Below are 13,233 nucleotides of genomic sequence, written 5' to 3' on the forward strand. Positions count from 1 at the left end.
CCCGCTGCGAGCCGCCGGGTCAACGGCGGCTCCCCACACGGGAGATCGGGAGTGCGGTCGTGCGCATAGGACTGCTTACGGAGGGTGGCTATCCGTATGTGAGCGGTGAGGCCAGGCTCTGGTGCGACCGGCTCGTGCGCGGGCTCGGGCAGCACGAGTTCGACATCTACGCGCTGAGCCGCAGTGAGCAGCAGGAGGATGAGGGCTGGATCCAGCTCCCCTCCCAGGTGAGCCGGGTGCGCACCGCCCCGCTCTGGACGGCGAACGAGGACGGCGTCGCCTACGGGCGACGGGCCCGGCGCCGATTCGCCGAGTGTTACGGAGAGTTGGCGGCGGCCATGTGTGCGCCCGACGCGCTCGGCGCCGCCGCGCCCGATGCGGTGTCCGGTCCGGCATCCGGTCCGGCATCCGGCGCGGCATCCGGCGCGGTGCCCGACATGGCGTCCGATGCGGCGTCCGGGGGCTTCGCCGGAGCCGAGGGGCGCGGCGGGGGGTATACCGAAGGCCGGGGCGAGGGCCGGGGTGAGGGCCGGGGTGAGGGTGCCTCGGCCGGTGCGGCGGACCGTTTCGGCAGCGCGCTGTACGGGCTCGCCGAACTGGCCCGGGACGAGGGCGGCATGGTCGGCGCCCTGCGCTCCGAGGCGGCGGTGCGCGCCCTCGAACGCGCCTGCCGCGCGCCCGGCGCACTGCGCGCCGCGCGCACCGCCCGCGTGCCGGATCTGCTCACCGTCGCCGCCCAGGTGGAACGCGCGCTGCGCCCCCTCTCCCTCGACTGGTACGGCGACGACGGGCTCGGCTCGGTCGACCTGTGCCACGCCACGTCCGGCGGCGCCGCGGCCCTGCCCGGCCTGCTCGCCCGCCACTTCTCGGGCGTACCACTGCTGGTCACGGAGTACGGAGTACAGCTGCGGGCGCACTACCTGGGCCCGCACGAGGACCTTCGGGGGAACGCCGCGTCGGCCCCGGCGCGGGCCCTGCTCGCCGCGTTCCACGGCCGGCTCGCCGCGGAGGCCTACCGGCAGGCCGCGGTCATCACGCCCGGCAACACGCACGCCCGCCGCTGGCAGGAGCGCTGCGGCGCCGACCGGACCAGGATCCGTACCGTCTACCCCGGCATGGAGGCGTCCCGCTTCTCGGAGGTGGGCGAGAGTGCCGAACACGCCGACCCGTACACCCTCGTGTGGGTCGGGCGCATCGAGCCCGCCAAGGACCTGGTCTCGCTGCTGAACGCCTTCGCGGAGATCCGCAAGGAGGAGCCGAAGGCACGGCTCCGGATCGTCGGCGCGCCCGCCGAAGGGCCGGAGGGCGCGACCTACCTGGCGCACTGCAAGGCGCTGGCCGCGCAGCTCTTCCCCGACAAGGCCGACCGCGTGCAAGCCGTCGGCGACAACCCGGTCTCCTTCGAGGAGATCGGCGGACCGGACGTACCCACCCTCCCCGAGGCCTACGCGGCGGGTGCCCTCGTCGTCCTGTCCAGCGTCGTCGAGGGCTTTCCCATCAGTCTCGTCGAAGCGATGTTCTCCGGTCGTGCCACGGTGTCCACGGACGTCGGCGCGGTCGTCGAGGTCATCGGCGGTACGGGGCTCGTCGTCCCGCCGCGCAATCCACGGGCGCTCGCCGAAGCCTGCGTCACCCTGCTGCGCGCCCCGGAGCGCCGGTCGCGCCTCGGCGCCGCGGCCCGCGCCCGGGCCCTCGAACTGTTCACCGTCGAGCAGAACATCATGGCATTTCACGGCATTTACCTCGATATCGTCTCGCATTGCCCGGTCCGGCGGGACGTGGTCGACGCGTCGGGCGAACCCCTTCCGTTCGCCATACCCGTCGAGGCACAGGTGCCGGGCCGGTGGCCGGAACCGGGGACACGGCCGACGGCCGGGAGACCGGGCCCGGGCTGGGCGGCAGGGCCGCCGGTACGAGGTGTCCCGCTGGGTCTCGCTCCGGGCGAGCCCGTGCCCGCGGGGGAGGGGTCGTGGTGAGGGCGCGACGGATCGGAGCGGCGGACCGGACCACCGGCGGCGCCACCGAGGACACGAAGGCCGGGCTGTCGGGAGACCCCGGGGGCATGCGGGGCATGAACGCCGAGGTGGGCGAGATCAAGGTGGTGGACATCCAGCCCGGCGAGACCCGCGTGGTCGACGTCCAGCTGGGCGAGTCGAGAATCGCGGACGCCCGCCCGGGCGAACCGGGATCGACGGTCCCACGCCCCAGTTGGGCGAAGGACCCGGCCACCGGGCAGGGACCGAAGCGGGGACCGCAGCAGGGATCGCAGCCGGGACTGAAGCAGGGACCGAAGCAGGGGTCCTCGACGGCGACGTACGCCCGGCTGGCGTGGGACGCCGTGACGGTCGGGGCGGAGGCATCCCCTCCGGCTGCGGACCGGCAGGCTTCCGACGAGCCGGTTTCCGACCAACTGCTTTCCGACCAGCAGGTTCCCGACCAGCAGGTTCCCGAGCGGCAGGTCTCCGAGCGGTCGGCCGCCGACCAGCAGGCCTTCGACCGGACGATGCCCGACCGGCAGATGTCCGACCGGCAGGCTCCCGGTCCGGTGGATGCGGTAGCCGCCCTCGGTCCGGTTCACGACCAGGTCGGCGACCAGGTCGGCGAACAGCTCGGCGAGCCGGTCGTCGCCGACCGCACGTCCGCCGCCCCCGGCGGCGCCGACCCGGTGAAGGCCCTGATGCACCGCCACCGGCAGCTGTGCGAGCGCGCGGTGGACCCGCTGGAGATCGCGGCGGCCCTGGAGGCGCACGGCGTGACCGACCGGACCGCCACCCACTTCCGGCACCGGGACGTCTTCTCCCTCGCGGAGGAGATGTACGCGCGAGTACCCCGCGCCGGCGACACAGCACCCCGGCCCGAGACACCCGACACCCCCGAGGCGCACGCCGACTGGGCCGTACTCACCCTGCTGCCGGGCGCCCTGTGCGCGGCGGTCGTGACCGGACTGCGGTACACCGAGGGCCGGCCGCGCCTCGCGGTGACCGTCGTCGGCGTACTCGCCGTGGCCCTCGCCGTACGCGCCGCCCGCAGCCGCGGCCCCCTGCACGCCACACGGCCGTGGTCCCCGACACCGTCCACCCGCGCGTGGACCTACTGGCTCGTCGCCTACGCCCTCCTCGGCGACGGCCTGCTCGCCTCCGCCATCGAGGGCGGCCCCGACGGACCGCCCACCGGCAGCCCCGACAGCTCCTGGCCGATCGCCCTCGCGTCCGTCATGGCCCTGAGCGCGGCCTGCGCCCCGGCGGCCTGGTGCGCCCACCTCTTCACCGTGCGCGCCCGCCGCCGCCTCGCCACCAGCCGCGCCTTGGAGGACTTCGCATCCTCCGTGAAACCCCTGCTCCTGGGCGTGTTCGCACTGTTCCTCTGCGTCCTCGGCGGCCTCCTCGCCCTGAGCGGAGCGGTACTGGACGAGCAGGCCGCGTACGCCGGGGCCGGCGCCCTCGGCGCACTCCTCCTGCTCGCCCGTCTTCTCACCGTGCACGGATTCAGGCACGCCCCCGCCGTCATGCTCGCGGCCGCGGGCGTGGCCGAGGCACTGGCCCTCCTGAGCGTCTTCGCAAGCCGCCTCCCCGGCTGTGACGCGCTGGCCGTGCCGGTCGAGACCGTGGCCGACGCCTGGGGAGTGGGCGCGATCCCGGCCCTCGGGTGCGGTGCCGCGGCGCTCGCCCTCCTGCTCCACGCGACCAGGACCCTCACCCGGGCCTCCGCCCACGCGGTTCACGGAGACATGCCGTGACCCGCCACCGACTCTCGGCTCCAGGGGATTCGTGATGGATCTCCACGCCGAGCACCCCCCTTCCCGCGGGGCCGACACCGCGGGCCTTCCGTACGACCCAAGGCACCACCCTGAAGGAGAACGCCAGATGATCACCCTCCGCATCGGAGAGTCCGCCCCGGGAGCCGCCCGATGAGGGTGCTGCTGATCGGAGCCAACGGATACCTGGGTCGCTTCGTCGCCGACCGTCTCCTCGCCGACCCGGCCGTGCAGCTCACCGCGCTCGGCCGGGGCGACGACGCGGACGTGCGCTTCGACCTCGCCAGCGGCAGCCCGGGAGCGCTCACCCGCTTCCTGGACGCGGTGCACCCCGGGGTCGTCGTCAACTGCGCCGGTGCCACCCGCGGCGGCGCCCGCGAACTCACCCGGCACAACACCGTCGCCGTCGCCACCGTCTGTGAGGCACTGCGCCGCAGCGGGTGCGGGGCCCGCCTCGTACAGATCGGCTGCGGCGCGGAGTACGGACCCAGCCAGCCCGGATCCTCCACGGCCGAGGACGCCGTGCCCCGCCCCGGCGGCCCCTACGGCGTGAGCAAGCTCGCCGCCACCGAACTGGTCCTCGGCTCCGGCCTGGACGCCGTCGTCCTGCGGGTGTTCTCGCCGTGCGGACCCGGCACCCCGGCGGGCTCCCCGCTCGGACGGCTCGCCGAAGCCATGCGCCGCGCCATGCAGGCCGGCGACGGTGACCTCAAACTCGCCGGCCTCGGTGTCCAGCGCGACTTCATCGACGTACGCGACGTCGCCCGTGCCGTCCATGCCGCCTCCCTCTCCGCCGCGCAGGGCGTCATCAACATCGGATCCGGTCGTGCCGTACGCCTGCGTGACGCCGCCTCCGTCCTCGCGCGCGTCGCCGGCTACGGCGGAGCCCTCCACGAACTCGACGGAGTTCCCGGCCCCGCCCGGCCATCCATCGGTCACCCCCGCTCCGAAACAGAGCACACGGCCCCCGCCGCGTACCCCTACCCGGACGGCTGCGGCAGCTGGCAGCAGGCCGACGTGCGCACCGCACGCGACCGGCTCGGCTGGCGGCCCCGGATCAACCTCGAGGAATCCCTCGCCGACATCTGGATGGAGGCCGCATGCCGTATCTGACCAGCACACCGACGGGCACCGCGAGCACGGACCTGAGGATCGGCTTCGGCGTCCCCGGCTATGCGCACCCCCTGGTCGCCCCGGTCGAATGGGGCGGCCTCACCCGCCCCGGCACCCCCCTGCACTGGGTCGTCCTGAACGTCTCCGACGGCCCCGGCGCCCGCCCCGACCCCCACTGCCTGGAAGCCGCCGGACGCCTGCGCAACGCGGGTGTCCGCGTACTCGGCCACCTGGACGTGACCTACGGCGCCCGCGCCTTCGGCGAACTCGTCTCCGAGGCACACCGCTATCTCGACTGGTACCAGGTCGACGGCTTCCTCCTGGACCGCTGTCCCACGGAGCGGACAGCACTCCCGGAGGTCCGGCGCACCACCGACACCCTGCGGGCGCTCCTCGGCGACGGCCACATCGTCCTCGGCCACGGCACCCATCCGTATCCCGGCTACGCCGAGACCGCCGACCAGTTGGTGACCTTCTCCGGGCCCTGGAGCGACTACCGCTGGTCGCAGGTGGCGGAGTGGACCGCGGAGTACCCGCCGGAGCGCTTCTGCCACTTCGTCCACGGCATGCCCCGAGGCCATCTCGACGAGGCTCTGCGCATCGCCCGCTGGCAGGGTGCCTCGACGATCTACTTCACCGACCGCACGGACCGCGGAGGTTCGGCCGCCCCCTGGGAGAGTCTGCCCGGCTACTGGGACGAACTCGTCTCGCGGATCGGAACGGGTGTCTCGGAATGAAGAAGGGCGTGGCAGTGTTAAGGGGAGAACAACTGTAGTGATTGACCGACCAACGGAGTCCCCGTGTCGCTGCCACCCCTGGTCGAGCCAGCTGCTGAGCTCACCGTAGACGAGGTCCGCAGGTACTCCCGCCACCTGATCATCCCCGACGTGGGCATGGACGGGCAGAAGCGGCTGAAGAACGCCAAGGTGCTCTGTGTGGGCGCCGGCGGCCTGGGCTCGCCGGCGCTGATGTACCTCGCCGCCGCGGGCGTGGGCACCCTCGGCATCGTGGAGTTCGACGAGGTCGACGAGTCGAACCTGCAGCGCCAGATCATCCACAGCCAGGCGGACATCGGCCGCTCCAAGGCGGCGTCGGCCCGCGACAGCGTGCTCGGCATCAACCCCTATGTGAACGTGGTCCTTCACGAAGAGCGGCTCGAAGCCGAGAACGTGATGGACATCTTCAGCCAGTACGACCTGATCGTCGACGGCACGGACAACTTCGCGACGCGCTACCTGGTCAACGACGCGTGCGTGCTGCTCAACAAGCCGTACGTCTGGGGCTCGATCTACCGCTTCGACGGCCAGGCCTCCGTCTTCTGGTCCGAGCACGGGCCCTGCTACCGCTGCCTCTACCCGGAGCCCCCGCCCCCCGGCATGGTCCCCTCCTGCGCCGAGGGCGGCGTCCTGGGCGTGCTGTGCGCGTCCATCGGCTCCATCCAGGTCAACGAGGCCATCAAGCTCCTCGCGGGCATCGGCGAGCCGCTTCTCGGCCGCCTGATGATCTACGACGCCCTGGAGATGCAGTACCGCCAGGTCAAGGTCCGCAAGGACCCGAACTGCGCGGTCTGCGGCGAGAACCCGACCGTCACCGAGCTCATCGACTACGAGGCCTTCTGCGGCGTCGTCTCCGAAGAGGCCCAGGAGGCGGCCGCCGGCTCGACGATCACTCCCAAGCAGCTCAAGGAGTGGATCGACGACGGCGAGAACATCGAGATCATCGACGTCCGCGAGATCAACGAGTACGAGATCGTCTCGATCCCCGGCGCCAAGCTGATCCCGAAGAACGAGTTCCTCATGGGCACCGCCCTGGCGACCCTGCCGCAGGACAAGAAGATCGTCCTGCACTGCAAGACCGGTGTCCGCAGCGCGGAGGTCCTCGCGGTCCTCAAGTCGGCCGGATTCTCCGACGCCGTGCACGTGGGCGGCGGCGTGATCGGCTGGGTCAACCAGATCGAGCCGGAGAAGCCGATCTACTAGCGACACCCCGTAGGGACAGACCCTGCAAGGACAGACCCCGTAGGGACTGATCCTGCAGGGAGAGGGGCTCGGCACCGTGTGTGCCGGGCCCCTTCCCGTCGTCCGGGCAGGGGTGGCCGGGTCCGCTAGGAGCAGACCTTGCCGTCGTCCGGTACCGATCCGTCGAGCAGGTAGTCGTCCACCGTGCTGTCGACGCAGTCGCTCCCGCTCCCGTACGCCCCGTGTCCCTCGCCCTTCCAGGTGAGCTGCACACCGACGCCCTTGCCGAGCTCGTCCGCCATCTTGCGTGCGCCCTCGTACGGCGTCGCCGGGTCGCCGGTGTTGCCGACCACCAGGACGGGGTCCGCGCCGGGCGCGCTCACCTCCGGCGTCTCGTACTGCCCGGCCACCGGCCAGTCGTGGCACCAGCCGGCCGTGTCCCAGCCCATCGAGTCCCCGAACACGGGCGAGATCTTCCGGAACTCGGAGAGCCGCTTCTTCGCCTCCTCGGGCGTCGGCCGCTCCTTGTCGTCCAAGCACGATATGACCCGTTGGGAATGCGTGGTCGTGCCGTAGTGGCCCGAGGCGTCACGGTCGTTGTAGCCGTCGGCCTGCGCGAGCAGTTCCGTGCCGTCGCCGTCGCCGTCCTCGGCCGCTTCGAGCGCGCTGGTGAGGGCCGGCCAGGACGACTTGCTGTAGAGCGGGTAGATGATGCCGGTGAGGGCGAGCTGCTGGGTCAGATCGCGGCCGCTCGTGGTCGCCAGCGGCTTCGAGTCGATCCGCTTGAGCAGGTCCGCGATCTCCTGCGAGCCCTGCTCGGGGTCCCGGCCCGTGGATTCGAGGTAGTCCTCCAGAGCGCGCTGGAAACCCCTGGCCTGGTTCTCCGCGTGGCCCACCGTGCCGGCGCTCGGGTCGACGACCGCGTCCAGGACCAGCCGTCCCGCGTTCTTGGGGAACAAGTGGGCGTACACGCCGCCCAGTTCGGTGCCGTACGAGATGCCGAAGTAGTGCATCTTCCGGTCGCCGAGGACATGCCGCATCAGGTCCATGTCCCGGGCCGTGTCGGTCGTCGAGACATGTCCCATGAGCTTGCCCGCGGACTTCTGGCAGCCCTTGCCGAAGTCCGCGGCGTCCTTGAGGAACGCGGTCTCCTCGGCGGAGGTGTCCGGGGTGGTGTCGACCGCCTCGGCCGCCTGGACCTCCTTGTCGCTGCGACAGCGCACGCCCTCGCTGGCGGCCACCCCGCGCGGGTCCCAACTGACCAGGTCGTACCGCTCGTGGAGCTTCGCGAACGTCGGCCCGAACGGCGGCAGATAGTCGACGCCCGAGCCGCCGGGGCCGCCGAAGTTGAACAGCAGCGAGCCGATGCGGTCACCCGAGGAGCCGCTCGACTCACTGCGGATCAGGGCCAGTCCGATGGTCTCGCCCGCCGGCTTCGCCCAGTCCAGCGGCACCTTGAGCGTCGTACACCGCCACTCCCCGCCCGGCGCGGGACCGGTCTCGGTGGCCTTGCACCTGCCCCAGTCGAGCTTCTGCGAGGTGAGTGAGGCGGGCAGCCCCCGCATGGCGCCCGCGGAGGATGCCGCGCCCGGCGACCTGCCCGCGTCGTCGTTCTTGTCGTTCCCCCCGTCGCCCCCGGACGAGCCGCTGCAGCCGGCCACCAGCAACGCGGCGGCGGCCAGTGCCGTCCACCGTGCGATATGCGCCATGAACTTCCCCCTTGCATCGTCGTCCGCCGGATGTCGCGGATGACAGTCAGGCCATAGTAGGCAGATCTCCGCGAGCACAGCGGAGCCCTGTGGATAACTCTCTGACCTGCTGCTTTGTGAGGTTGTTCAGGAGCAGACCGTTCCGGTCGAGGGGACCCTTCCGTTCAGCAGATAGCCGTTCACCGCGCCGCGCACGCACTTGTTCCCGCTGTCGTACGACCCGTGCCCCTGACCTTTGTACGTCAGCTCGACACCGACCCCCTTGCCCAGTGAATCCACCATCTTCCGCGCGCCCTCGTACGGGGTCGCCGGGTCGCCGGTGTTCCCGACCACGAGGATCGGAGCCGCTCCTGGCGCGTTCACATCGGGGTGGTCGGCGTCGCCCGCCACCGCCCAGTCGGTGCAGCCGACCATGCCCCACGCCAGATAGTCGCCGAAGACCGAAGAGGCCCTGCGGAACTCAGGGAGCTTCGCCGTCACGTCGGCGGCGGTGTAACGCGGTTTGTCGTCCGCGCAGTTGATGGAGACGTTGGCGGCGCTGATGTTGCTGTACTCGCCGTCCTGGTTGCGCCCGTTCATCGAGTCGGACAGCAGCATCAGAACCTTGCCGTCACCGTCGTACGCCTGCTGGAGCCCTTCGGTGAGGTACTCCCAGAACTCCTTGGAGTACAGGGACTGCGCGATGCCGCTCGTGGCGGCGGTCTGGGTGAGTTGGCGCGGGAAGATACCCGGGATCGGCTTGCCGTCGAGGTCCTTGAGCAGGGTGGCGATCCGGTCCTTGACGTCCTGCGCGCTGTCGCCGAGCGGGCACTCCTCGGCCTTGGAGGCGCAGTCCTCGGCGAAGTTGTCCAGCGCCAACTGGAAGCCCTTGGCCTGCCCGAGGGAGCCCTGTTCGGAGTTCTGCGTCGGGTCCACGACCGCGTCGAAGACGGCCCGCCCGACCTTCTCGGGGAACAGATGCGCGTACACGCCGCCCAGTTCGGTGCCGTACGAGATACCGAAGTAGTGCAGCTTGTCGTCGCCGAGGACCTGGCGCATCAGGTCCATGTCGCGGGCCGCGTCGGTGGTGCGCACGTGGGGGAGGAGCTTCCCGGAGTTCTTCTCGCAGGCCTTGTTGAAGTTCTTCGTGCTGTTCAGCAGCGTCCGCTGCTCGGCTTCGTCGTCCGGGGTGGCGTCCTGCTGGAAGTACTCGTCGAGCTGTTCGCTGTCCTCGCACTTCACGCCGGCGCTGCGGCCGACACCGCGCGGGTCGAAACTGACCAGGTCGTAACGGGTACGCAGCTCGTCGTAGTCCTTGCCGAACGCGGGGAGCGTGGTGACGCCCGAGCCGCCGGGACCGCCGAAGTTGAAGAGCAGCGAACCGATGCGCCGGTCCTTGGCGCCGCTCGCCTGCGCGCGGATCAGCGCGAGACCGATGGTGTCCCCCTTGGGCTTGTCCCAGTCCAGGGGCGCCTTCAGAGTCGCGCACTTCCAGCCGTCGCCGTCCGGCAGGGGCGACGGAGCGTCCCCGCCACCCTCGGACTCGGACGGTTCGGGGCAGTCCTTCCAACTGAGCTTCTGCGCCGACAGGTCCTCGTCCGCGGAGCCGCCGTCGGCGCCGCATCCGGCGAGGGCCGCCAGCAGCAGGAAGGCGGTGGCGGTCAGAACGGCGGCGCGAGGCGGGGAAGGATTCGGCATAAACCCATCCTGGGGGCGCACAGGACGAGCCGCTCGGGGCGCGGGCCGTGCGGGTGAGAATTCCCCGCCCTTTCCCGGGACCTGCCGTGACGACAGAGCCTAGAGCGCGCCCTTGCGTGTCAGGTGGTTGAAGAACAGCCATCCCGGCAGCACGGGCAGCCACAGCGTGAGAAGGCGGTACAGGAGCACGGCGGGCGCCGCGACCTCCTTGGGGAGCCCGACGGCGATCAGACCGACCGTCAGGGTGGCCTCGACAGCGCCCACGCCGCCCGGGGTGGGCGCGGCGGAGCCGAGCGCGTTCCCCGCGAGGAAGACGACGGCCACGCTGGCGATGCTGATCGCGGGCATGTCCTCGCTGCCGAACGCCCGGATCGACGCGTCGAGGCACATCACGAAGCAGGCCGTCAGCAGAAGCATGCCGCCGATGCCGGTGATCAGCTTCTGCGGACGCTGGAGCACGTCCAGCATGCGCGGGATGACACCCGCGAAAAGCGACCGCACGCGCGTGACCACGAATTTCCGCAGGAACGGCACCGAGGTCACGACGAGGACGAGAACGGCGACGGTCAGCAGACCTGCGATGACCGTCCGGGACGGCGACAAGGAGGGCGTCTTCTCGGTACCGGTCAGATAGCCGAACGACAGCAGCATCAGGATGTGGCAGCCGAGCCCGAACAGCTGCGACGCGCCGACGCTCGCCACCGCCAGCCCCGGCCGTACCCCCGCACGCTGCAGGAACCGCGTGTTGAGTGCGACACCGCCCACCGCCGCGGGCGCCACGATCTTCACGAAGGACCCGGCGACCTGCGCCGCCACGGCCCGCATGAACGGCACCCGCTCGGGCACAAAACCCAGCAGGCTCATGGCCGCGGCGAAGTAGCTCAGCAACGAGAAGAGCGCCGCCGCGGCGACCCAGCCCCACTGGGCGCTCTCGAAGAGCGTGCCGAACTCGATGTGCGTGAGCTGCGTCAGCAGGAAGTACGCGCCGAACGCGCCCGCGATGAAACTGATCAGCGTGCGCGGCCGGATGCGCTCAAGACGGGCCGGCTCGACCGGTGCCTGCGGCCTGATCAGCAGCACCTGGTGCCTGATCTGGGTGAGCAGGTCCTCCTCGCGGGCCTCGTCCAGCGCCTCGTCGATCGCCCGCTTCTCGGCCCGCTGCTCGGCCCGTACGGTTTTCTTGTCGGGCTTCTCCAGGACGGGCCTGGTCTCCTCGGGCGTGGCCTCGTGCTCCGCGGCGCGGGCCAGTTTGGCCTGCCGGGAGGCCTCCAGGACCGCCTCGCGCTCGCGCTCCGAACGTTCCCGGGCCAGTTTGCGCAGGGTGGCGCGGTGGGAGCGGGTGAGCGCGATGGGCTGCAGCATGGGCAGGCAGTCGGCGACCGCGTCCGGGCCGAGCACACCGACGGCCGAGGCCACCGCGCGCTCCGCGCCGACGCGCAGACCGAGCGTGGTCACCAGCTGGGCGACGTCCATGCGCAGCATCAGCTCACCGGCCGCGATCTCGCCGTTGCGCAGGTCCGTGAGGATCACCGTGCCGGAACGATCCACCAGAATGGCGTCACCGGCCAGCCTGCGGTGGGCGATGCGCCGCGACTGAAGCGCCTGCACCTGGTGCCAGGTCTCGCGCAGCAGGTCGTCGGTGATCTCCTCGTCCGGCAGCGTGTCGAGGGTGCGCCCGCCGATGTGTTCGTAGACCAGCATCACGGCGTCCGGACCCAGCTCGGAGGTCGCGATCAGTTTCGGCGCGTTGGCCCCGGCCGCGATGGCCGCGTACGCGAGGAGCGCCTCCTGTTCCAGGGCCTGGCGCAGCGACTGGAGGCTGCGGCGCGTGGTGATGCCGCGCAGGGTCAGCCGGCGCCACACGCGGTAGAAGAACCCCTGGGCCTGCTGTTCCCGGTCCACCACCGTCACGTCCAGTGGGGCGCCGTCCTGGAGCGTCACGAAGTACCGGCGGCCGCGGTCGCCGTCCGCGGCCTCCGGGGTCTCGTCGCGCGCCGCGCTCACCGGGTGGAAGCCGACGTGCCGCAGCCCGGCCATCAGGGTCCGGCCGGTGGGCCGTACGTTCGGTGAGCCGACCGCGTACAGCGTTCCGTAGGCCACGCTCCAGCCGATCAGCACCGTGAGGATGATCGAGAAGGGGGTCGTGTAGCCGGTGACCAGCATGGAGAAGGCGTCGAGCATCAGGACGACCCACAGGACCGCACGCCAGCGCGGCCGTCTCGACATGCCGACGGCCGTCATGTAGGCGATGACCGGCGCGAGGTAACCGTGCACCGGATCGGTCAGGGCGTGGATGTCTCCGGGGGAAGGCTGGGTGAGCGCCTTCTGGATCGAGTCCGGAGCGCCTTTGGCGACCCACAGATCAGTGGCGAGCGTCACACCGTGGGCGAGGACCGCGGCCAGCACACCGTCGGCGATCCGCAGCCCGTCCCGCTTGATCAGCCGCTCGATGGCGAAGGCGACCGGCACCAGGAGGATCGCGATGCTCGACGCGAGCCCGGCGATCTTGATCAGCAGGTCGGGCGCCTCGTCGGTGCCCTTGTTGATGTCCTGCGCCAGCCCCGACGTCGTGCCGTGCGCGAACGCGGCGATCGAGAGCAGCACGGTGATCGCGAGAACGCCCACGAGCAGGCGCATCAGGTCGGAGGGACGGTGCACGCGCGCGGGGAGCAGCGGTTCGTCGCCCTCGACCGCTTCGGCCGGGGCGTCGTCGCAGGCCACGCCGTCGGTCTCTGCGGCTTCGCTCTCCTTGCGCATGTCCTTCTTCTGGGACGTGTCCGGATTCCCGGACGTCACGCCTGTCCCGGACGCGACGTCCGGCACCGGCGTCACAGGCGCCTCTGTCTTCTCCGGAAGGCTTTCGTCCGTATCGTCGCCGGAATCCGGGCGCGACGAAACCTCAGAGGTGCCCTCCGCGTCTTCGGGGTGCACACCCTGCTGTTTCATCGTCTCTTCTTGGTCTCGTATCACCAGTAACCGCCCGCACGATGGTGGCATGCCCCGCTGACACAGGGGGGCATCA

Annotated in this window: 8 protein-coding genes; 5 read left to right on the top strand and 3 right to left on the bottom strand. The window is 71.2% G+C overall.

Annotated elements, in window-relative coordinates; genetic code table 11:
- Positions 1–59: 59 nt before the first annotated feature.
- From ACZ60E_RS21805 to moeZ, 5 genes are all read left to right on the top strand, one after another.
- Positions 60–1,976: a DUF3492 domain-containing protein gene (locus ACZ60E_RS21805; RefSeq protein ID WP_469442480.1), complete on the top strand. Its 1,917-nt coding sequence runs from the start codon at positions 60–62 to the stop codon at positions 1,974–1,976.
- Positions 1,970–3,736 (top strand): hypothetical protein, encoded by a 1,767-nt coding sequence (locus ACZ60E_RS21810; RefSeq protein WP_469442481.1) that lies wholly within the window; start codon positions 1,970–1,972, stop codon positions 3,734–3,736. Before ACZ60E_RS21805 ends, ACZ60E_RS21810 begins: the two co-directional genes overlap by 7 nt.
- Positions 3,737–3,907: 171 nt before the next feature.
- Complete coding sequence (locus ACZ60E_RS21815; RefSeq protein ID WP_267027144.1) at positions 3,908–4,867, top strand: NAD-dependent epimerase/dehydratase family protein; 960 nt, start codon at positions 3,908–3,910, stop codon at positions 4,865–4,867.
- Positions 4,855–5,604 (top strand): spherulation-specific family 4 protein, encoded by a 750-nt coding sequence (locus ACZ60E_RS21820; RefSeq protein WP_384804507.1) that lies wholly within the window; start codon positions 4,855–4,857, stop codon positions 5,602–5,604. Before ACZ60E_RS21815 ends, ACZ60E_RS21820 begins: the two co-directional genes overlap by 13 nt.
- A 63-nt stretch (positions 5,605–5,667) precedes the next feature.
- Positions 5,668–6,846, top strand: coding sequence for an adenylyltransferase/sulfurtransferase MoeZ (moeZ, locus tag ACZ60E_RS21825; protein WP_189769161.1), 1,179 nt, complete (start codon positions 5,668–5,670; stop codon positions 6,844–6,846).
- Positions 6,847–6,971: 125 nt separating this feature from the next.
- Here the strand turns inward: moeZ and ACZ60E_RS21830 are convergent, their stop codons facing one another.
- The 3 genes from ACZ60E_RS21830 to ACZ60E_RS21840 all read right to left on the bottom strand — a co-directional run bounded on the left by ACZ60E_RS21830 (position 6,972) and on the right by ACZ60E_RS21840 (position 13,157).
- Positions 6,972–8,534 carry an alpha/beta hydrolase gene (locus ACZ60E_RS21830; protein WP_469442482.1) on the bottom strand — a complete coding sequence of 521 codons (1,563 nt, stop codon included), beginning with the start codon at positions 8,532–8,534 and terminating at the stop codon, positions 6,972–6,974.
- A gap of 126 nt (positions 8,535–8,660) precedes the next feature.
- A complete protein-coding gene (locus ACZ60E_RS21835; RefSeq protein ID WP_384804503.1) occupies positions 8,661–10,211 on the bottom strand; it encodes an alpha/beta hydrolase in 1,551 nt (516 codons plus the stop codon).
- 99 nt (positions 10,212–10,310) lie between these two features.
- Positions 10,311–13,157, bottom strand: coding sequence for a lysylphosphatidylglycerol synthase transmembrane domain-containing protein (locus ACZ60E_RS21840; protein ID WP_453792295.1), 2,847 nt, complete (start codon positions 13,155–13,157; stop codon positions 10,311–10,313).
- Between the last annotated feature and the right edge of the window lie 76 nt (positions 13,158–13,233).

The sequence above is a fragment of the Streptomyces sp. NPDC102514 genome, assembly GCF_055584525.1.